The organism is Pseudomonas sp. B26(2017), assembly GCF_002113045.1.
Taxonomy (GTDB): Bacteria; Pseudomonadota; Gammaproteobacteria; order Pseudomonadales; family Pseudomonadaceae; genus Aquipseudomonas.
Map to the genome: position 1 here is coordinate 34519 of NZ_NEJJ01000006.1, position 21686 is coordinate 56204.

The 21686-nt window shown below is 59.6% G+C and carries 18 protein-coding genes; 15 read left to right on the forward strand and 3 right to left on the reverse strand.

Annotated elements, in window-relative coordinates:
- Positions 1 to 92: 92 nt before the first annotated feature.
- From CAF79_RS10490 to CAF79_RS10540, 11 genes are all read left to right on the forward strand, one after another.
- Positions 93 to 2867, forward strand: a complete 2775-nt coding sequence (locus CAF79_RS10490; RefSeq protein ID WP_085697712.1) for an LPS-assembly protein LptD — start codon at positions 93 to 95, stop codon at positions 2865 to 2867.
- Positions 2848 to 4164, forward strand: coding sequence for a peptidylprolyl isomerase (locus CAF79_RS10495; RefSeq protein WP_139832581.1), 1317 nt, complete (start codon positions 2848 to 2850; stop codon positions 4162 to 4164). Before CAF79_RS10490 ends, CAF79_RS10495 begins: the two co-directional genes overlap by 20 nt.
- Positions 4161 to 5150 (forward strand): 4-hydroxythreonine-4-phosphate dehydrogenase PdxA, encoded by a 990-nt coding sequence (gene pdxA, locus CAF79_RS10500; RefSeq protein ID WP_085697713.1) that lies wholly within the window; start codon positions 4161 to 4163, stop codon positions 5148 to 5150. The genes CAF79_RS10495 and pdxA overlap by 4 nt, the downstream gene beginning before the upstream one ends.
- The gene (gene rsmA, locus CAF79_RS10505; RefSeq protein ID WP_085697714.1) at positions 5147 to 5965 is read left to right on the forward strand and encodes a 16S rRNA (adenine(1518)-N(6)/adenine(1519)-N(6))-dimethyltransferase RsmA; all 819 of its coding nucleotides are present in this window, start codon (positions 5147 to 5149) and stop codon (positions 5963 to 5965) included. Before pdxA ends, rsmA begins: the two co-directional genes overlap by 4 nt.
- A 116-nt stretch (positions 5966 to 6081) precedes the next feature.
- On the forward strand, positions 6082 to 6462 hold the full coding sequence (apaG, locus tag CAF79_RS10510; RefSeq protein WP_011336209.1) for a Co2+/Mg2+ efflux protein ApaG: 381 nt from the start codon (positions 6082 to 6084) through the stop codon (positions 6460 to 6462).
- Positions 6462 to 7343 carry a symmetrical bis(5'-nucleosyl)-tetraphosphatase gene (locus CAF79_RS10515; RefSeq protein ID WP_085697715.1) on the forward strand — a complete coding sequence of 294 codons (882 nt, stop codon included), beginning with the start codon at positions 6462 to 6464 and terminating at the stop codon, positions 7341 to 7343. The genes apaG and CAF79_RS10515 overlap by 1 nt, the downstream gene beginning before the upstream one ends.
- 33 nt (positions 7344 to 7376) lie before the next feature.
- Positions 7377 to 7706 carry a thiosulfate sulfurtransferase GlpE gene (gene glpE / locus CAF79_RS10520; protein WP_085697716.1) on the forward strand — a complete coding sequence of 110 codons (330 nt, stop codon included), beginning with the start codon at positions 7377 to 7379 and terminating at the stop codon, positions 7704 to 7706.
- 297 nt (positions 7707 to 8003) lie between these two features.
- Positions 8004 to 9926 carry a PrkA family serine protein kinase gene (locus tag CAF79_RS10525; protein WP_064599839.1) on the forward strand — a complete coding sequence of 641 codons (1923 nt, stop codon included), beginning with the start codon at positions 8004 to 8006 and terminating at the stop codon, positions 9924 to 9926.
- 205 nt (positions 9927 to 10131) lie between these two features.
- Entirely contained in the window at positions 10132 to 11403 is a 1272-nt protein-coding gene (locus CAF79_RS10530) for a YeaH/YhbH family protein (RefSeq protein ID WP_007959907.1), read from the forward strand.
- Positions 11400 to 12971: a SpoVR family protein gene (locus tag CAF79_RS10535; RefSeq protein ID WP_085688468.1), complete on the forward strand. Its 1572-nt coding sequence runs from the start codon at positions 11400 to 11402 to the stop codon at positions 12969 to 12971. Before CAF79_RS10530 ends, CAF79_RS10535 begins: the two co-directional genes overlap by 4 nt.
- Before the next feature lie 63 nt (positions 12972 to 13034).
- Positions 13035 to 14264, forward strand: a complete 1230-nt coding sequence (locus tag CAF79_RS10540) for a multifunctional CCA addition/repair protein (RefSeq protein WP_085697717.1) — start codon at positions 13035 to 13037, stop codon at positions 14262 to 14264.
- 39 nt (positions 14265 to 14303) lie between these two features.
- Here CAF79_RS10540 and folK read toward each other — a convergent pair whose 3' ends face one another.
- Together folK and folB are read right to left on the reverse strand one after the other, a co-directional pair.
- Entirely contained in the window at positions 14304 to 14822 is a 519-nt protein-coding gene (gene folK, locus CAF79_RS10545) for a 2-amino-4-hydroxy-6-hydroxymethyldihydropteridine diphosphokinase (protein WP_085697718.1), read from the reverse strand.
- Entirely contained in the window at positions 14813 to 15169 is a 357-nt protein-coding gene (gene folB / locus CAF79_RS10550; RefSeq protein WP_085697719.1) for a dihydroneopterin aldolase, read from the reverse strand. The genes folK and folB overlap by 10 nt, the downstream gene beginning before the upstream one ends.
- A 74-nt stretch (positions 15170 to 15243) precedes the next feature.
- On the opposite strand from folB, the gene plsY reads away from it, so the two are divergent.
- A complete protein-coding gene (plsY, locus tag CAF79_RS10555) occupies positions 15244 to 15813 on the forward strand; it encodes a glycerol-3-phosphate 1-O-acyltransferase PlsY (RefSeq protein ID WP_085697720.1) in 570 nt (189 codons plus the stop codon).
- Positions 15814 to 15836: 23 nt separating this feature from the next.
- On the opposite strand, the gene tsaD is transcribed toward plsY, so the two are convergent.
- Positions 15837 to 16862: a tRNA (adenosine(37)-N6)-threonylcarbamoyltransferase complex transferase subunit TsaD gene (gene tsaD / locus CAF79_RS10560; RefSeq protein ID WP_085697721.1), complete on the reverse strand. Its 1026-nt coding sequence runs from the start codon at positions 16860 to 16862 to the stop codon at positions 15837 to 15839.
- A 199-nt stretch (positions 16863 to 17061) separates the two neighbouring features.
- On the opposite strand from tsaD, the gene rpsU reads away from it, so the two are divergent.
- The 3 genes from rpsU to rpoD all read left to right on the forward strand — a co-directional run bounded on the left by rpsU (position 17062) and on the right by rpoD (position 21639).
- Complete coding sequence (gene rpsU / locus CAF79_RS10565; RefSeq protein ID WP_002551877.1) at positions 17062 to 17277, forward strand: 30S ribosomal protein S21; 216 nt, start codon at positions 17062 to 17064, stop codon at positions 17275 to 17277.
- Positions 17278 to 17756: 479 nt separating this feature from the next.
- Positions 17757 to 19724: a DNA primase gene (dnaG, locus tag CAF79_RS10570; RefSeq protein WP_085697722.1), complete on the forward strand. Its 1968-nt coding sequence runs from the start codon at positions 17757 to 17759 to the stop codon at positions 19722 to 19724.
- 67 nt (positions 19725 to 19791) lie between these two features.
- Entirely contained in the window at positions 19792 to 21639 is a 1848-nt protein-coding gene (rpoD, locus tag CAF79_RS10575; RefSeq protein WP_085697723.1) for an RNA polymerase sigma factor RpoD, read from the forward strand.
- The last annotated feature ends 47 nt before the right edge of the window (positions 21640 to 21686 follow it).

The window sequence follows — 21686 nt, forward strand, 5'->3', positions numbered from 1 at the left end:
ATGCTTTATTATCCAGCATCTTTTTCAGACCATCGAGAGGCGTGCGGCCCACACCGCGGGCAGATGGCACGCAGGAAGCCCGGACTAATAAGATGGCATTGAAATCCCCCGCGTTTCGTAAAAAATTTCCGTTGTTGGTAACCGGCAGTCTGCTGGCTATGCAACCTCTGGCCAGTTCATTCGTTGTTGCCGCCGAGCAGTATGACTGCGCCGTCTCGGCAACGGGTGGCTGGGCCTGCTCGCCGAAGACACCGGCCGCTGCCTTGCCGCCGCGTCCCGTGCATGACGGCAGTGCCGTCAGCGCCGCCGGCGAAGCACCGGCCGAGAGCGGTTCCACCGCCGAGTCCGGGCCCAAGCCGGTACTGGTTACCGAATCCAAGGGCCGTGGCCTGAAATCCCGTAGCGAAGACTACAGTCACCTCGACTGGGTTCCGCGCGAGAAGCTCACCGCCGCCCAATTGGCCGAGACCGGTCCTTACTGCTCTGGTTCCTATATCGAACCGATTCGTCCTGGCATGAATGACAAGACGAATAAAAGTGACGCGCCGACCTTCATCGGTGCCAAGGCGTCGCGTTATCAGCAGGATTCGCAGGTCGCGAGTCTGGCCGGTGACGTGGTCATGCGTCAGGGCAGCATGCAGGTCGAAGCCGACGAGGCCAACCTGTATCAGGCCGAGAGCCGTGGCGAACTGGCCGGCAACGTGCGCATTCGCGACAACGGCGCGCTGATCGTCGGCGACCACGCCGACGTGCAGCTCGACACCGGTGAAGCCAAGGTCGATAACGCCGAATACGTGATGCACAAGTCGCGCATCCGCGGTAACGCGCTGTACGCCAAGCGTGCCGAAAACGCGATCATCCGTCTGAAGGACGGCACGTACACCACGTGCGAACCGAACAGCAACGCCTGGCAGCTCAAGGGCAACAACATCACCCTGAACCCTGCCACCGGCTTCGGTACCGCGACCAACGTGACGCTGCGGGTCAAGGACATTCCGGTTCTGTACACGCCGTACATCTACTTCCCGATCGACGATCGTCGTCAGTCGGGTTTCCTGCCGCCGACCATCGGCTCCGGCAGCGATACTGGCTTCATGCTGGTGACCCCGTACTACTTCAACCTGGCACCGAACTACGATGCCACGTTGTACCCGCGCTACATGAGCAAGCGCGGCATGCTGATGGAAGGCGAGTTCCGCTATCTGACCAAGTCGAGCGAAGGCCAGTTCGGTGCGGCGTACCTCAACGACGAGGACGACGAACGCAAGGGCCAGACCGACTACGACAAGACTCGCTACATGTACAACTGGCAACACAAGGGTGGTCTGGACTCCCGCGTGTTCACCCAGGTGGATTACACCAAGATCAGCGATCCGTATTACTTCCAGGATCTGCAGACCGACCAGATCGGCGTGAAAAGCGCCGACTACGTGAACCAGCAGGGCTCGGTTACCTACCGTGGCGACAGCTACACCGCCCGCTTGAATGCCCAGGCGTACCAGCTGGCGACCGTATCGAACATCACGCCGTATGACCGCCTGCCGCAGATCACCTTCAATGGTCAGCTGCCGTATCACCCGGAAGGCCTGAATTTCGATTACGAGACCGAGATCGTCCGGTTTGATCGCGATCTGAAAAACGGCGACTTCGTGAATGAAGACGGCACTGTCGAGCCTCGCCTCGACAACAACGTGGTCGGCCTCGCTCGCGCCAATGGCGATCGTCTGAATCTGAAACCAGGTGTCAGCCTGCCGATGAACTGGACTTATGGGTTCTTGAAGCCATCGCTCAAGTACCAATACACCCAGTATCAGCTTGATCTGGATCAGCGAGGTAAAAGTACGTTGCTGGCCGATGAAAAGTTCGGCAGCAGCCAGAGCCGTGGCGTGCCAATTGCCAGTATCGACGGCGGCCTCTACTTCGACCGCAACACCCAATGGTTCGGCAAGGACTACCGTCAGACTCTAGAGCCACGCCTGTTCTATCTCTATGTACCAGAGAAAGACCAGTCGGACATTCCGGTATTCGACACCAGCGAGTACACCTTTAACTACGCCTCGTTGTTCCGCGACAACCGCTTCTCCGGCTCCGACCGTGTCGGCGACGAGAACAAGCTGTCGCTGGGCGTGACCAGTCGCTGGATCGAAGATGACGGCTTCGAACGTCAACGCATCAGCGTCGGCCAGGCGCTGTACTTCAAGGATCGCAAGGTTCAATTGCCAGGCATCGCGTTCAATGATCGCGACGACGCAAAATCCAGCGTTTCCCCGTACGCCCTGGAATACGAATACCGCTGGAACCGCGACTGGCGCACCACGGCCGATTACAACTGGGATCCGGACAGCCGCAGCCCTCGTTCAGGCAGCGCGATGTTCCACTACCAGCCTGAAGACAACCCGAACAAGGTGGTCAACGTCGGCTATCGCTATCGCAACGACCAGGTCCGTTACGACCAGAACACCGGTAAATGGTCGGTGGGTGGTGGTGACTATGGCACTCCGGGCCAGCCTGGCTACGTGAAGGACTACTACAAGATCCAGCAGCATGATTTCTCGGTCATCTGGCCGATCGTTCCGCAGTGGAGCGCGATCAGCCGCTGGCAGTACGACTACAACCGCAATCGCACGCTGGAAGCCTTCGGTGGTTTCGAATATGACAACTGCTGCTGGAAACTGCGCCTGATCAACCGTTACTGGGTCAGCTATGACGAGTTCAGTCAGAACGCCCCGGAAAACGAAAAAGGCGACCACGGCGTCTTCCTCCAAATTGTTCTGAAGGGACTCGGCGGCCTCACTGGCGCCAAGGTAGAGAGCTTCCTCGACAAAGGCATCCAAGGTTATCGTCAACGTGAAGACCAAGCTTTCTGATTGTCTGCGCCCGCTGATGCTGGGCGCGCTGTTCCTGGGTACCGCGGCCAACGCCGCGGTACAGCCCATCGACAAAGTGGTGGCCATCGTCGACAACGACGTGGTCATGCAGAGCCAGCTGGACCAGCGTGTCCACGAAGTTCAGCAAACCATCGCCAAGCGTGGCGGCGGCTTGCCGCCTCCGGGCGTACTGGATCAGCAGGTGCTCGAGCGCCTGATTATCGAAAATCTGCAACTGCAGATCGGCGAACGTTCCGGTATTCGCATCACCGATGAAGAGCTGAACCAGGCAGTCGGCACCATTGCCCAGCGCAACAACATGACCCCGGAGCAGTTCCGCGTCGCGCTGTCCCGTGATGGCCTGTCCTATGAGGATGCTCGCGAGCAGATCCGCCGCGAAATGGTCATTAGCCGTGTGCGTCAGCGCCGCGTGGCCGAGCGCATTCAGGTATCGGAACAGGAAGTGAAGAACTTCCTCGCCTCCGACCTGGGCAAGATGCAACTGTCCGAAGAGCTGCACCTGGCCAACATCCTGATCCCGACCCCGGAAAGCGCCAACTCCGAAGCGATTCAGAGTGCAGCACGCAAGGCGATGGAGGTTTACCAGCAGCTCAAGCAAGGTGCTGATTTCGGCCAGATGGCCGTGGCCAACTCCGCCAGTGACAACGCGCTGGAAGGCGGCGATATGGGCTGGCGTAAAGCCGCTCAATTGCCACCGCCGTTCGATCGCGAACTGAGCGCCATGTCGCCGGGTGACATCACTCAACCGGCACGCACTCCGGGCGGTTTCATCATCCTGAAGCTGCTGGAAAAACGCGGCGGTGGCAGCCAGATGCGCGACGAAGTGCATGTGCGTCACATTCTGGTCAAGCCAAGTCCGGTTCGCGACGAAGCCAAGACCAAGGAACTGGCTCAGTCGCTCTATAACCGCATCGAAGCTGGCGAAGACTTCGCTGAACTGGCGAAAAAATATTCGGAAGACCCGGGGTCCGCTCTTAACGGCGGCGACCTGAACTGGATCGACCCGAACGCACTGGTACCGGAATTCCGCGCTGTGATGGCCAAGTCCCCGCAGGGTCAGCTGTCCAAGCCGTTCCAGACCCAGTACGGCTGGCACGTTCTGGAAGTCCTTGGCCGTCGCGCCACCGACAGCACCGAACAGGCCCGCGAGCAGCAGGCGATGACCGTATTGCGTAACCGCAAATACGACGAAGAGCTGCAAACCTGGCTGCGTCAGATCCGTGACGAAGCGTACGTAGAGATCAAACTCCCTGGTGCAGACCAGGCAGCGCAGTGAAACCCAAGCGTTTCGCGCTGACACCCGGCGAACCAGCCGGCATCGGTCCCGACCTGTGCCTGCTGCTCGCCTCGCAAGCCCAGCCACATCCCCTGATTGCCATCACCAGCCGCGACCTGCTCCAGGAGCGGGCCACGCAGCTGGGGCTGGCCGTCAGCTTGCTGGAAGTGACACCTGACAACTGGCCGGACGCTCCGGCGCCCGCCAACAGCCTGTACGTCTGGGATACTCCGCTCAGCGCCCCCGTGGTCGCCGGGCAACTGGACAAGGCCAACGCTGCATTCGTCCTCGAAACCCTGACCCGCGCCGGCAATGGTTGCCTGAACGGTGACTTCGCCGGGATGATCACTGCTCCGGTTCACAAGGGTGTAATCAACGAGTCGGGCATCGCGTTTTCCGGTCACACCGAATTTCTCGCCGACCTGACCCACACCGCCCAAGTGGTGATGATGCTCGCCACCCGCGGTTTGCGCGTGGCGCTGGTCACCACTCACCTGCCCTTGCGCGACATCGCCGATGCGATCACGCCGGAGCGGCTGGAACGGGTCACGCGGATTCTGCACGCCGATCTGCAACAAAAATTCGGCATCGCCCAACCGCGCATCCTGGTCTGCGGACTCAACCCGCACGCCGGTGAAGGCGGTCACCTGGGCCATGAAGAAATCGACATCATCGAACCCACATTGGAGCGCCTGCGCGGCGAGGGCATGGACCTTCGTGGCCCGCTGCCTGCCGACACTCTGTTTACCCCCAAATATCTGGAGCACTGCGACGCGGTGCTGGCGATGTACCACGACCAGGGCCTGCCCGTGCTGAAATACAAAGGCTTCGGCGCCGCGGTCAATGTGACCCTGGGCCTGCCGATCATTCGCACCTCGGTCGACCATGGCACCGCCCTGGATCTGGCCGGCAGCGGCAAGATCGACACCGGCAGCCTGCAAGTCGCCCTGGAAACCGCCTACCAGATGGCCGAGACCCGTTTATGACCGAGCAATACCAACACAAGGCGCGCAAACGCTTTGGCCAGAACTTCCTGCACGATGCCGGCGTCATCGACCGCATCCTGCGCTCCATCAGTGCCAAGGCCGGCGACCGCATGCTGGAAATCGGACCGGGCCAGGGCGCATTGACCGCCGGCATCCTCAACTCCGGTGCCCAGCTGGACGTGGTGGAGCTGGACAAGGACCTGATCCCGATCCTCAACCAGCAGTTCGCCGGCAAGAGCAATTTCAACCTGCATCAGGGCGATGCGCTGAAGTTCGACTTCAACAGCCTGAACGCTGCGCCGAACAGCCTGCGCGTAGTCGGCAACCTGCCGTACAACATCTCCACGCCGCTGATTTTCCACCTGCTGAACAACGCCGGCATCATCCGCGACATGCACTTCATGTTGCAGAAGGAAGTGGTCGAACGTCTGGCCGCAGGTCCTGGCGGCGGCGATTGGGGCCGTCTGTCGATCATGGTTCAGTACCACTGCCGGGTCGAACACCTGTTTAACGTCGGCCCGGGCGCATTCAATCCGCCGCCGAAAGTCGACTCGGCGATCGTCCGCCTGGTACCGCACGCGGTGCTGCCGCATCCCGCCAAGGATCATCGCCTGCTCGAGCGCGTGGTACGCGAAGCCTTCAACCAGCGTCGCAAGACCTTGCGCAACACCCTCAAGCAGTTACTGAGCAACGCCGAGATCGAAGCCGCTGGCGTCGATGGCAGCCTGCGCCCCGAGCAACTCGACCTGGCCGCGTTTGTGCGTTTGGCCGACAAGCTCGCCGAACAGCCGGGGAAAACGCCTGAAGCCGACTGACCGGTAATCATCGCTATCGGGCGGAACCCCGACTCTGGTCTACTGCCCGATACTTGCCTAGACTGAACCCCAATCAGCTACGCCCCGCGTCCCGCTTCGTTTTTAAGGCCTTTTGCATGTCCGATCCTCGCTACCAGGTCGATGTCAGTGTCGTTACCCACTATCTGGCAGATCAATCGCAACCCGAGCACGAGCGCTTTGCCTTCGCCTACACCATCACCGTGCAGAACAATGGCGAGCAACCGGCCCGCCTGATGTCGCGCCATTGGGTCATCACCGATGGCGACGGGCATGTCGAAGAAGTGCGCGGCGCCGGTGTGGTCGGCCAGCAACCGCTGATCGGCGCTGGCAAAAGCCACACCTACAGCAGTGGCACGGTGATGACCACCAAGGTCGGCACCATGCAAGGCAGCTACGAAATGGTCGCCGACGACGGCAAGCATTTCGATGCGATCATCAAGCCCTTTCGCCTCGCCGTTCCCGGAGCCCTGCACTGATGGCGACGTATGCCGTCGGCGACCTTCAAGGCTGCCTCGAACCGCTCAAGTGCCTGCTCAAACAGGTCGCGTTCGACCCGGCCCTGGATCGCCTGTGGCTGGTCGGCGATCTGGTCAACCGCGGCCCGCAGTCACTGGAAACCCTGCGCTTCCTTTATGGCATGCGCGACTCCCTGGTCTGCGTCCTCGGCAATCACGATCTGCACCTGCTTGCAGCGGCGAAGAACATCGAGCGGATGAAAAAATCCGACACGCTGCGTGAAATCCTTGAAGCGCCCGACTGCGCCGACCTGATGGAATGGCTGCGCCAGCAGAAACTCATGCACTACGACGAGCAGCGCGAAGTGGCCATGGTGCACGCGGGCATTGCGCCGCAATGGTCGCTGCGCAAGGCGCTCAAGTACGCTGAAGAAGTCGAGACTGCGCTGCGTGATGACAACCTGCTTCCGCTCTTCCTCGACGGCATGTACGGCAATGAGCCGGCGAAATGGGACAGCGGCCTGAAAGGCGTGACACGCCTGCGAGTCATCACCAATTACTTCACCCGCATGCGTTTCTGCACAGCCGAAGGCAAGCTCGACCTCAAGACCAAGGAAGGCCTCGACACCGCGCCAGCGGGCTACAAACCCTGGTTCCAGCACAAGGAGCGCAAGACCCGCGGCCTGCGGATCATCTTCGGTCACTGGGCGGCGCTGGAAGGCAACGTGCTCGAGCCAGGCATTTCAGCCCTGGACACCGGTTGCGTGTGGGGCGGCAGCCTGACCCTGATGAACGTCGACAGCGGCGAACGCCTGTCATGCAAATGCGACGACCACGGGGCCGTCCTGCCCACCGTCGCGCCACTGATCACCGAATCTTCTCCCGTCAGCGCCCCGCGCTAGACTGCGATTTCAGCCGAGCCACAGGAGCCCGCCATGAGCGAATTCAAACGTATCCCACCGGAACAGGCCCAGGCCCTGCGCGAGCAAGGCGCGGTGGTCGTCGACGTCCGTGACCCGGCAACATTTGCCGCACTGCACATCAGCGGCTCGAAGCATCTGGACAATCATTCCCTCCATGCTTTCATTCAGGGCGCCGACCTCGATGCCCCCACCGTCGTAGTCTGCTACCACGGCAACTCGAGCCAGAGTGCCGCCGCGTATCTTGTGAGCCAGGGCTTCTCCGACGTCTACAGCATGGACGGCGGCTTCGAACTGTGGCGTACGACTTTTCCGGCGGAAACCGCGCAAGGCACCTCCGAATAATTTTTTTGTAACGTGCAAGCCCCGGCTCCCGTGGGCTCGCGCGGTGGCAGACGAACGGTCTGCCACAACTAATTACGTATCTCGCCTTTACCTCCCGAATTCCCAACTATCCTTAAGCCCAGGCCATCCAAAACAGGGGAGAGCCGGTACACCGGCGCACGGGTCATCGGGAGTGACTTTCGCGATTTTCGATCGTGGAAGGGTTCTGGGGGGTAAACAACAGCTGCCATTGCAGCTGCTTGCCAGCATCGACTGAGTGATCCGGCGTCGGCTCCACGTATCGAGCGAGGTGACGTCATGAGTATCTTTAGCCACTTCCAACAACGCTTCGAGTCCACACGCCAGGAAGAATTCTCCCTGCAGGAGTACCTGGAACTGTGCAAAAAGGATCGCAGTGCCTACGTTTCCGCCGCCGAGCGTCTGTTAATGGCCATCGGCGAACCGGAATTGCTCGACACCTCGACCAATTCGAGGCTGTCGCGAATCTTTTCCAACAAGGTGATCCGTCGCTATCCGGCCTTTGAAGACTTCCACGGGATGGAAGAATGCATTGACCAGATCGTGTCGTATTTCCGCCATGCGGCCCAAGGCCTGGAAGAGAAGAAACAGATCCTCTATCTGCTCGGCCCCGTCGGCGGCGGTAAATCGTCCCTGGCCGAGAAGCTGAAACAACTGATGGAAAAAGTGCCCTTCTATGCCATCAAGGGCTCGCCGGTATTCGAATCGCCACTGGGTCTGTTCAACGCCACCGAAGATGGCGCGATCCTCGAAGAGGACTTCGGCATTCCACGGCGCTACCTGAACACCATCATGTCGCCTTGGGCCACCAAGCGTCTGGCCGAATTCGGCGGCGACATCAGCCAGTTCCGCGTGGTCAAGCTGTACCCGTCGATCCTCAACCAGATCGCCGTCGCCAAGACCGAACCGGGTGACGAAAACAACCAGGACATCTCCGCGCTGGTGGGCAAGGTCGATATCCGCAAACTCGAAGAATTCCCGCAGAACGACGCCGACGCCTACAGCTACTCCGGTGCGCTGTGCCGGGCCAACCAGGGCCTGATGGAATTCGTCGAAATGTTCAAGGCACCGATCAAGGTGCTCCATCCATTGCTGACCGCCACGCAAGAAGGCAACTACAACAGTACCGAAGGCCTCGGCGCGATTCCGTTCACCGGGATTCTGCTGGCCCACTCCAACGAATCGGAGTGGCACACCTTCCGCAACAACAAGAACAACGAAGCCTTCATCGACCGGATCTACATCGTCAAGGTGCCGTACTGCCTGCGGGTCAGTGACGAGGTGAAGATCTACGACAAGCTGCTGTTCAACAGCTCACTGTCCAAGGCGCATTGCGCGCCGGATACCCTGAAGATGCTCGCGCAGTTCACCGTACTGTCGCGCTTGAAAGAGCCGGAAAACTCCAACATCTACTCCAAGATGCGCGTGTATGACGGCGAAAACCTCAAGGACACCGATCCGAAGGCCAAGTCGATCCAGGAATACCGCGATGCAGCGGGCGTCGATGAAGGCATGAACGGTCTGTCGACCCGGTTTGCGTTCAAGATCCTGTCCAAGGTATTCAACTTCGATCCGCATGAAATCGCTGCCAACCCGGTACACCTGCTCTATGTGCTGGAACAGCAGATCGAACAGGAACAGTTCCAGGCCGAAACCCGCGAACGCTATCTGCGCTACCTGAAAGAGTACCTGGCGCCGCGTTATATCGAATTCATCGGCAAGGAGATCCAGACCGCCTACCTCGAGTCCTACAGCGAGTACGGCCAGAACATCTTCGACCGCTACGTGCTGTATGCGGACTTCTGGATTCAGGATCAGGAATACCGCGATCCGGAAACCGGCGAGATCCTCAACCGCGTCGCCCTCAACGAGGAGCTGGAAAAAATCGAGAAACCGGCCGGTATCAGCAATCCGAAGGATTTCCGCAACGAAATCGTCAACTTCGTATTGCGCGCCCGGGCCAACAACAACGGCAAGAACCCGACCTGGCTCAGCTACGAAAAACTGCGAGTGGTCATCGAGAAGAAAATGTTCTCGAACACCGAGGACCTGCTGCCAGTCATCAGCTTCAATGCCAAGGCCAGCAAAGAGGATCAACAGAAACACAACGACTTCGTTACACGAATGGTCGAACGCGGCTACACCGACAAACAGGTACGACTGCTTTCCGAGTGGTATCTGCGGGTCAGAAAGTCACAGTAAACCGCGGCCGGTCAGACCGGTTGTCGTCAGCCCGAGGCCTGTGCCCGCATTTTCTGCTACACAGGCCTCTGGAAGGTGTTCGAAAGGCGGTAGCGAGGTTCAGGCAGCACCCAAAGCGCTTGGGGGAGCGTGTACGTCCCTTGGCATTCGGTTCAATGCTGCATGACCGCTCGCCCCTTTGCAGGACAGCTTCTAAGGAGCAGTCATGAGCTATGTGATCGACCGACGTCTCAATGGCAAGAACAAGAGCACGGTGAACCGTCAGCGGTTCCTGCGGCGTTACCGTGACCACATCAAGAAGGCTGTCGAAGAGGCGGTCAGCCGGCGTTCCATTACCGATATGGAGCACGGCGAGCAAATCAGCATTCCCGGTCGCGATATCGACGAACCGGTGCTTCACCATGGTCGCGGCGGCAAGCAGACCGTGGTTCACCCCGGCAACAAGGAATTCACCGCTGGCGAACACATCGCCCGTCCGCCCGGAGGCGGAGGTGGCCGTGGGCCGGGCAAGGCCGGTAACTCCGGCGAAGGCATGGACGAGTTCGTCTTCCAGATCACCCAGGAAGAATTCCTCGAATTCATGTTCGAGGATCTCGAACTGCCGAACCTGGTCAAGCGCAACCTGACCGGTACCGACACCTTCAAGACCGTACGCGCAGGGATCAGTAACGAAGGCAATCCGTCGCGGATCAACATCATTCGCACCCTGCGTTCTGCTCATGCGCGGCGCATTGCCCTGTCGGGCAGCAGCCGCGCCAAACTGCGTGAAGTCAAAGAGGAACTGGCGCGACTCAAACGCGAAGAGCCGGATAACTTCGGCGATATTCAGGATCTCGAGGCGGAAATCGAAAAACTCAGCGCGCGCATCCACCGCGTGCCATTCCTCGATACTTTCGACCTCAAGTACAACCTGTTGATCAAGCAGCCAAACCCCAGTTCGAAAGCCGTGATGTTCTGCCTGATGGACGTTTCCGGCTCCATGACCCAGGCGACCAAGGACATCGCCAAACGGTTTTTCATTCTGTTGTACCTGTTCCTCAAGCGGAACTACGACAAGATCGACGTGGTGTTCATCCGCCACCACACCAGCGCCCGTGAAGTGGATGAAGAGGAGTTTTTCTACTCCCGCGAAACCGGCGGCACCATCGTCTCCAGTGCCCTGAAACTGATGCAGGAGATCATGGCCGAGCGCTATCCGAGCAACGAGTGGAACATCTACGCCGCCCAGGCTTCCGACGGCGATAACTGGAACGATGACTCGCCGATCTGCCGCGACATCCTGATCAACCAGATCATGCCGTTCGTGCAGTACTACACTTACGTGGAGATCACCCCGCGCGAACATCAGGCCTTGTGGTACGAGTACGAACGCATCGCCGAAGCCTTTTCCGACACTTTTGCCCAGCAACAACTGGTCTCGGCCGGGGATATCTATCCGGTCTTCCGTGAACTCTTCCAGCGCAGGTTAGTGACATGACCGCCAAGACCGCCAAAGAGCAGAAGCGCCAACCCATATCCACCGGCTCGGAATGGACCTTCGAGCTGATCCAGGCGTACGACCGCGAAATCGCCCGCATCGCGGCCGGCTACGCCCTGGATACCTACCCTAACCAGATAGAAGTGATCACCGCCGAACAGATGATGGACGCCTACGCTTCGGTCGGCATGCCGCTGGGCTATCACCATTGGTCCTATGGCAAGCATTTCCTCAGCACCGAGAAATCCTACAGTCGCGGGCAGATGGGGCTGGCGTACGAGATCGTGATCAACTCGGACCCGTGCATCGCTTACCTGATGGAAGAAAACACCATCTGCATGCAGGCACTGGTGGTTGCGCATGCCTGCTACGGCCACAACAGTTTCTTCAAGGGCAACTATCTGTTCCGCACCTGGACCGATGCCAGTTCGATCATCGATTACCTGGTGTTCGCCAAGCAGTACATCATGCAGTGCGAGGAGCGCCACGGGATCGACGCCGTGGAAGATCTGCTCGACTCCTGCCACGCCCTGATGAACTACGGTGTCGACCGCTACAAACGTCCGTATCCGATTTCCGCCGAGGAAGAACGGCGTCGGCAGAAGGATCGCGAAGAGCATCTGCAGAAGCAGATCAACGACCTGTGGCGCACCATTCCCAAAGGCGCAGACAAGTACAGCGACAAGGACAACGCACGCTTCCCGGCCGAACCGCAGGAAAACATTCTGTATTTCATCGAGAAACACGCCCCGCTGCTGGAGCCCTGGCAACGCGAGATCGTGCGGATCGTGCGCAAGATCGCTCAGTATTTCTATCCACAGCGCCAGACCCAGGTGATGAACGAAGGCTGGGCGACGTTCTGGCACTACACGCTGATGAATGACCTGTATGACGAGGGCCTGGTGACGGACGGCTTCATGATGGAGTTCTTGACGTCCCACACCAGCGTGGTGTTCCAGCCTGGGTTCGACAGCCCTTATTACAACGGCATCAACCCGTATGCGCTGGGATTTGCGATGTATCGCGACATCCGTCGCATGTGCGAAGAGCCCACGGAAGAAGACCGCCGCTGGTTCCCGGAAATCGCCGGCAGCGACTGGCTGTCGACCATCAAGTTCGCCATGAGCAGCTTCAAGGATGAGAGCTTCATCCTGCAGTACCTGTCACCCAAGGTGATCCGCGACCTTAAGCTGTTCAGCATTCTCGATGACGATCAGAAAGACGACTTGCTGGTGCCCGCCATTCATGACGAGGGCGGTTACCGGATCATTCGCGAGACCCTGGCCGCGCAATACAACCTGGGCAACCGCGAACCGAACGTGCAGATCTACAGCATCGACCGCCGCGGCGACCGCTCGCTGACCCTGCGCCACCAGCAGCACGACCGCAAACCGCTGGGTGATTCCACTGAGGAGGTCCTGAAACACCTGCATCGGCTGTGGGGCTTCGACATTCATCTGGAAACCCTGCAGGGCGACCAGATCATGAAGACCCATCACGTTCCACCCCGCAGCGAACATAGCGAGGGGGATTACGGTCGCCTCGACCTGGCCGTCATTCATCTTTGATCCCGTTCAGGCCTCCGAAAGTCCGGCGCAAGGGTTATCCTGTCGGGCCAACGGAGGTTTTTTATGCAGATTTACAAGGTCGGCGGTGCGGTTCGTGATCGCCTGCTGGGCAAACCGGTCACGGATATCGATTGGGTGGTGGTCGGCGCGACGACAGAAGAAATGCTTGCCAAGGGGTTTCGCCCGGTCGGCGCGGACTTCCCGGTTTTCCTTCATCCGAAAAGCGGCGAGGAGTACGCCCTCGCCCGCACCGAGCGCAAGAGCGGTCGCGGTTATGGTGGTTTCACCTTTCACGCCAGCCCCGAAGTCACGCTTGAAGAAGACCTGATCCGCCGCGACCTGACGATCAATGCCATGGCCGAAGACGATCAGCAAAACCTGACTGATCCCTATCACGGCCAGCGCGATCTCGAAGAGCGGATTTTGCGCCACGTTTCCCCCGCATTTGCCGAAGATCCGCTCAGGGTTCTGCGCGTTGCGCGCTTTGCCGCCCGTTACGCGGCGCTCGGCTTCAAGGTCGCGCCCGAAACCCTGGAGCTGATGCGTCAGCTCAGCGAATCGGGTGAACTGGAAGCCCTTACGGCCGAACGCAGCTGGAAAGAGATTTCCCGCGCACTGATGGAAGATCAACCCCAAGTGTTCATTCAGGTGTTGCGCGATTGCGGCGCCTTGAAGGTACTGATGCCGGAGGTCGATGCCTTGTTCGGCGTACCGCAGCCGCAAGCCCATCACCCGGAAATCGACAGCGGCATTCACACCCTCAGCGTGCTTGAGCAGTCAGCCTTGCACAAACAGCCGCTGACCGTGCGCTGGGCCTGCCTGCTGCACGATCTCGGCAAAGGTCTGACCCCGCAAGAAGAATGGCCACGGCATATCGCCCATGAGCACAAAGGCCTGAAGTTGATCAAAGCGGTCAACGAGCGCTTCAAGGCACCGAAAGACTGTCAGGAACTGGCCTTGCTGGTCGGCCAATATCACACCCATGGGCATCGTGCCCTGGAATTGAAGGCTTCGACCTTGCTTGAGTTGCTGCAAAGCTTTGACGTTTACCGTCGACCACAGCGGTTCGAGGAATTCATCAGCGCGTGCGAAATGGATGCCCGAGGCCGCAAAGGGCTTGAACAGCGTAGTTATCCACAAGCGGATTACCTGCGCGGCGCGGCCAATGTGGCGCGCGGCGTGGCAGTGCAGCCGTTGCTGGAGAAGGGATTCAAGGGCCCGGAACTGGGCGAGGCACTCAAGCGCGAACGGCTCAAGGCATTGAAGGCTTACAAGGAGTCGGCGTCGTCCTGAAAACATTTGATCCGCCCCCCCGAGGGCGGATCAAAATGTTCAAGACAAGTGTGAAGGCGTGAGTTGAGTACCACGCCACTCAAATCCGACCGGCGCCAGCACCTGATCGATCTGCGCTTCGGCCCACAATGTGGCGAAGCTTTTTCCCACACCCGGATGTACCCGATCCGGCGCAATCAAAGACAGCGGCCACAGCACAAAGGCATTTTTAAGAATTTCCGCACGGGGCAGAATCAGCCCGTCGAAGTTGCCCGTCAAATCGCCGTACAGCAATACGTCAATATCCAGAGGCAAGCCCTTGCGATCCGGCGCATAGCGACCGTTGTCCGCTTCTATGAATTTCAAGCGGCGATCCAGCTCGATCAACGGCAGATCGGTGAACGCCGATACCACGAAGTTGAAGAACGGCCCGCTCTTGATTCCCACCGGCTGGCTTTCGAATACAGGCGAGCAGCGGATATCCACCAGAAACGTGGACAAGGCATCCAGACCGGCCTGCAAATGGGTTTCGCGCTCGATATTGCTACCGAGCCCGAGGTAGACCTGGGTCAGCGGCATCCGCGCTCGATCTCCACTCCCACACCACCCTTGGCGGCCGGCACGGCGCCGGGCTTGGTCAGTTTGAGGCGCACCCAGGTGATCTTGAATTCGTTCATCAGCACTTCGACCAGACGCTCGGCGAAGGTCTCGACCAGTTGATACCGGGACTGCTCGGCAAAGGCCTGGATCCGCGTAGACACACTGGCGTAATCGAGCGCCAGGGTCAGGTCGTCACCGGCAGCGGCCGGGCGATTGTCCCAGGCGAAGCTCAAATCAAGACGCAGGCACTGTCGGATGCCGCGCTCCCAGTCGTAGGCACCGATAACGGTGTCGACTTCCAGGCCCTCGATAAACACTCTGTCCAAGCACTTCTCTCCGCTGCACGACAAGGGCGCAATGCGCCGTTAGAATCAGGGCGTCCTCGCCCGGAATAGTTAGCATGTTTTGGTTACTGGCGATCCTCGCCTACCTGCTCGGCTCTCTGTCCTTCGCCATTTTGCTCAGCCGCCTGACCGGAAATCCGGATCCGCGAATGAGTGGCTCGGGTAATGCCGGCGCCACCAACATGCTGCGCCTGGCCGGACGCAAACTCGCAATCCTGACCCTGCTGGGTGACCTGTGCAAAGGCCTGTTGCCGGTGCTGATTGCCTCGGCTGTGGGCCTTTCGCTGCAGGATCAGGCGTGGATCGGCGTCTGCGCCGTGATCGGTCACCTGTTCCCGTTGTACTTCCGCTTTCGCGGTGGCAAGGGCGTTGCCACGGCAGCCGGCATGCTGCTGGCCCTGTATCCACCCGCCGCGCTGCTGGCCGTATGCACCTGGCTGCTGACGTTCTACCTGACCCGCACCAGCTCGCTGGCGGCGCTGATCGCCACTCCGCTGACCCTGCCGTTGCTGGCCTGGCAGGAACCGGCAGCGCTATTGCCGATGAGCACGCTGACTCTGCTGATCGTCTGGCGCCACCGGGGCAATCTACGCGACCTGTTCGCCGGGCGCGAACGGCATTTTTAAATACCGCAAGTGAGCACCGCTCATCACAGCGCCGACAGCTGCTCCATCGGCCAGCGCGCCTGCACACTGATCGCCAGGCTTTCCTGCTGACCGGCCTGCAAACGCTGGCAACCGGCAAACGCGATCATCGCGCCGTTATCGGTGCAAAACTGGGGACGGGCATAGAACACATCGCCCTTCATGTCGCCGAGCATTTTCTCCAGCGAAACACGCAACGCCTTGTTGGCACTGACGCCGCCGGCGATCACCAGGCGCTTCATGCCGGCCTGCTTAAGGGCACGCTTGCACTTGATGGTCAAAGTCTCCACCACGGCCTGCTGGAACGCCAGCGCGATGTCGCAACGGGCTTGCTCGCTGTCGTCCCCGGCGCTGACGCACTGCTGCCAGGTGTTGAGGGCGAAGGTCTTCAGGCCGCTGAAGCTGAAATCCAGACCCGGGCGATCACACATCGGACGCGGAAAGGTGAAACGTCCTGCGACGCCCTTCTCTGCCAGCTTGGCGATTTCCGGTCCGCCCGGATAATTCAGGCCCATCATTTTTGCGGTCTTGTCGAACGCTTCGCCCGCCGCATCGTCCAGCGTCTCGCCAAGCAGGCTGTATTGGCCGATACCATCGACCTGAACCAACTGCGTATGACCACCGGAGACCAACAAAGCGACGAACGGGAACTCCGGCGGCTTTGGCTCAAGCATCGGCGCCAGCAAGTGGCCTTCCATGTGGTGCACGCCGAGCGCCGGAATGCCCCAGGCAAAAGCCAGCGCCTGGGCGCAGGAAGCCCCCACCAGCAACGCCCCGACCAGGCCGGGACCCGCGGTGTAGGCGATGGCGTCGATCTCGGTCGGTACGCAATCGGACTCGGCCAGCACCTGACGAATCAGGGGCAGCATGCGCTTGACGTGATCGCGCGAAGCCAGCTCCGGCACGACGCCGCCATAGACGCGATGCAGGTCGATCTGACTGAACAGCGCGTCGGCCAGCAGGCCGCGCTCGCTGTCGTACAAAGCGACGCCGGTTTCGTCGCAGGAAGTTTCTAATCCCAGTACTAGCATGGGTTTGCGCCTTGTTTAGGCTGAATTCGAAGGCGCGCATAATAGTCGCCGCGTGATGCCCCGACCAGCGGTTTTCGATCAGAGGCTTTGCATTCCGAGCGATGAGGGGTTAACATCCGCAACCCTTAAAAACCGACGTCTTCAAGTGCTCTTTTGCCGCGAGGATGTTGACCCCGGTAATGAATGAAGGTAGCTCTGGATGCCAGCCGTCAAAGTTAAAGAGAACGAACCCTTCGACGTAGCTCTGCGTCGTTTCAAGCGCTCCTGCGAAAAAGCCGGTGTACTGGCTGAAGTTCGTAGCCGCGAATTTTACGAGAAGCCAACTTCTGAGCGTAAACGCAAGGCAGCTGCTGCTGTTAAGCGTCACGCCAAGAAAGTTCAGCGCGAACAGCGCCGCGCCGTTCGTCTGTACTAATACACAGACGATCGTAGCAAGCTTCTGCCAAGCCCGGCCCTCAGCCGGGCTAATGGCATTTGCGTAAAACGCTTGATGCTTCACCGTCGAAGCCGCAGATGCGACCGAGACAAACCCGCTTCACCGCGTCAGGCCTGGCTCTTTTGCCAGCGGTGCACGTCTTTTCTGACGAGCCTTTCAAGGCTACTGACGAGCACACCCACTGATTCCTCTTACGACGATCAGCCCAAGGCACCTGCTGCGTGCCCGCTTCATGAGCTATCCGAGGCCGATTACAGGCCGTCAGCGGATTCAGCGCAACATTTTCGAATAGTCGAAGACTGATGAGTACTAACGTCAGTGAATTTTCGGCAGATACACTTCCCGACAGCGATTACGCAAACGACACCGGTCGAGCCGCCCCATGTGCGCGCATCACTCAATGACCCGCGTCCGGCGCCCTTTCGCATCGGATCCTTTACAGCGCAGACGAGAACGCCATGGCCGGGCTGATTCCCCAGAGCTTCATTGACGACCTTCTGAACCGCACCGACATCGTCGATGTGGTCAGCTCGCGCGTGCAATTGAAGAAGGCCGGCAAGAACTACACCGCCTGCTGCCCGTTCCATAAAGAGAAAACCCCGTCGTTCAGCGTCAGCCCCGACAAGCAGTTCTATTACTGCTTTGGCTGCGGCGCCGGCGGCAACGCCCTCGGCTTTCTCATGGATCACGACAACCTGGACTTCCCCCAGGCCGTCGAGGATCTGGCCAAAGCCGCCGGCATGGAAGTCCCGCGTGAAGAAGGCGGCCGCTCGAACAAACCGCGCCAACCGACCGACTCTCCGCTGTACCCGCTACTCACCGCCGCGGCCGACTTTTACCGGCAGGCTCTAAAGAGCCATCCGGCACGCAAGGCGGCGGTGGATTACCTCAAGGGACGCGGCCTGACCGGCGAGATCGCCCGAGACTTCGGCCTCGGATTTGCACCGCCGGGCTGGGACAACCTGCTCAAACACTTGAGCAGCGACACCTTGCAGCAGAAGGCCATGATCGAAGCCGGCCTGCTGATCGAGAATGCCGAAACCGGCAAACGCTATGACCGCTTCCGCGATCGCGTGATGTTCCCGATACGCGACACCCGCGGGCGGATCATCGCTTTCGGCGGCCGGGTGCTCGGCGACGACAAACCCAAATACCTGAACTCGCCGGAAACTCCGGTTTTCCATAAAGGCCAGGAACTCTATGGCCTTTACGAAGCCCGCAAAAACAATCGCAACCTCGACGAAATCATCGTCGTCGAGGGCTATATGGACGTCATCGCCCTCGCCCAGCAAGGCCTGCGCAATGCTGTGGCGACACTGGGCACCGCGACCAGCGAAGAACACCTCAAACGCCTGTTTCGCGTCGTGCCGAACGTGCTGTTTTGCTTTGACGGCGACCAGGCCGGCCGCAACGCCGCCTGGCGTGCGCTGGAAGCAACACTGTCCAGCCTGCAGGACGGGCGTCGTGCACGCTTTCTGTTTCTGCCTGAAGGCGAAGACCCGGATACGCTGATTCGTGCCGAGGGCACTGATGCCTTCCGCGCCCGGATCAATCAGCATGCTCAGCCGCTGGCGGACTACTTTTTCCAACATCTGACCGAAGAAGCCGACCCGCGCTCGCTGGAGGGCAAGGCCCACATGGCCACGCTCGCAGCACCGTTGATCGACAAGATCCCCGGCGCCAACCTGCGCATCCTGATGCGCCAGCGCCTGACCGAGATCACCGGCCTGAGCAGCGAAAGCGTCAGCCAGTTGGCCCAGAGCGCTCCGCAGGAAGCGCCGCCGGCCTACGACCCCGGCATCGATTACGACGCCATGCCGGACTACAGCGACTACCATCAGCCGCAGGCACAGGACATGTATGTGCCGCAGCAGGAATGGACGCCGAAGAAACCCGGCGCCGGCGGCAAGAAATGGGACAAGAAGCCATGGGACAAAAATGGCAAGCGTGGCGGTGATCGTGATCAACCACGTGCCCCACGCGTGCCGGCCGCCGTCGAACCACCGACACTGGCCGCCCTGAGAACCTTGCTGCATCACCCGCAACTGGCGGAAAAAGTCGAGAATGCCGGGCACTTCGCGGACGAGAACCAGACCAACGCACAACTTCTGGTGGCACTGCTTGAAGCCGTACAGAAGAATCCCAAGCTAAACTCATTTCAGTTGATCGCGCGATGGCACGGAACCGAACAGGGCCGCCTGCTCAAGGCGCTGGCGGAAAAGGAATGGTTGATTGACGGAGACAACCTTGAACAACAGTTTTTCGACACCATTACTAGCTTGTCAGCCCGCCAACGCGAGCGAAATCTGGAACAACTGCTCAGGAAAGCGCGTCAAAGCGAACTGAGCACTGATGAGAAAAATCAACTGCGCGACCTTTTAAGTCGCAATGTTTCCGCATCAAACCCGACCTCAACTGGCGCGTGAGGTCATAGCTCAGGTATAATCCTCGGCTTGTTTTTTGCCCGCCAAGACCTTCAGTGGATAGGGTGTTATGTCCGGAAAAGCGCAACAGCAGTCTCGTATTATTGAGTTGATCAAACTGGGTCGTGAGCAGAAGTATCTGACTTACGCCGAGGTCAACGACCACCTGCCCGAGGATATTTCAGATCCGGAGCAGGTGGAAGACATCATCCGCATGATTAACGACATGGGGATCCCCGTACACGAGAGTGCTCCGGATGCGGACGCCCTTATGCTGGCCGACGCCGATACCGACGAGGCCGCTGCGGAAGAAGCAGCCGCTGCGTTGGCGGCGGTGGAGACCGATATCGGTCGCACCACAGACCCGGTGCGCATGTACATGCGTGAAATGGGTACGGTCGAGCTTCTGACTCGTGAAGGCGAAATCGAAATCGCCAAGCGTATCGAAGAAGGCATCCGCGAAGTGATGAGCGCCATCGCGCACTTCCCTGGCACGGTTGACCATATTCTCTCCGAGTACACTCGCGTTACCACCGAAGGTGGTCGCCTGTCCGACGTTCTGAGCGGCTACATCGACCCGGACGACGGCATTACGCCGCCTGCCGCCGAAGTACCGCCGCCGATCGACGCGAAAGCGGCGAAAGCGGAAGAGTCCGACGACGATGACGATACCGAAGCTTCCGATGACGAAGAAGAAGCCGAAAGCGGTCCGGATCCGGTCATTGCTGCCCAGCGTTTCGGCGCCGTGGCCGACCAGATGGAAATCACCCGCAAGGCCCTGAAAAAGCACGGTCGTCACAACAAGGCGGCGATTGCTGAACTGTTGGCCCTGGCCGATCTGTTCATGCCGATCAAACTGGTGCCGAAGCAATTCGAAGCCCTGGTCGAGCGTGTTCGCAGTGCCCTGGATCGTCTGCGTCAGCAAGAGCGCGCGATCATGCAGCTGTGCGTACGTGATGCACGTATGCCGCGTGCCGACTTCCTGCGCCAGTTCCCGGGCAACGAAGTCGACGAAAGCTGGTCCGATGCCCTGGCCAAAGGCAAAAGCAAGTACGCCGAAGCCATCGCTCGCGTGCAACCGGACATCATCCGTTGCCAGCAGAAGCTGACCGCGTTGGAAACCGAGACCGGCCTGACCATCGCCGAGATCAAGGACATCAACCGCCGCATGTCGATCGGTGAGGCGAAAGCCCGCCGCGCGAAGAAAGAGATGGTTGAAGCGAACTTGCGTCTGGTGATCTCGATTGCCAAGAAGTACACCAACCGTGGCCTGCAATTCCTCGATCTGATCCAGGAAGGCAACATCGGTCTGATGAAAGCGGTGGACAAGTTCGAATACCGTCGTGGTTACAAGTTCTCGACTTATGCCACCTGGTGGATCCGTCAGGCGATCACTCGCTCGATCGCCGACCAGGCCCGCACCATCCGTATTCCGGTGCACATGATCGAGACGATCAACAAGCTCAACCGCATTTCCCGTCAGATGCTGCAGGAAATGGGTCGCGAACCGACCCCGGAAGAGCTGGGTGAACGCATGGAAATGCCTGAGGACAAGATCCGCAAGGTATTGAAGATCGCCAAAGAGCCGATCTCCATGGAAACCCCGATCGGTGATGACGAAGACTCCCATCTGGGTGACTTCATCGAAGACTCGACCATGCAGTCGCCAATCGATGTCGCCACTGTTGAGAGCCTGAAAGAAGCGACCCGCGAAGTGCTGTCCGGCCTTACTGCCCGTGAAGCCAAGGTACTGCGCATGCGTTTCGGTATCGACATGAACACCGACCATACGCTCGAAGAAGTCGGCAAACAGTTTGACGTGACCCGCGAGCGGATCCGTCAGATCGAAGCCAAGGCGCTGCGCAAGCTGCGCCACCCGACGCGAAGCGAGCATCTGCGCTCCTTCCTCGACGAGTGACACCATAACCCCCGACCCAGGCCGGGGGTTTTGTTTATATGGCAGAT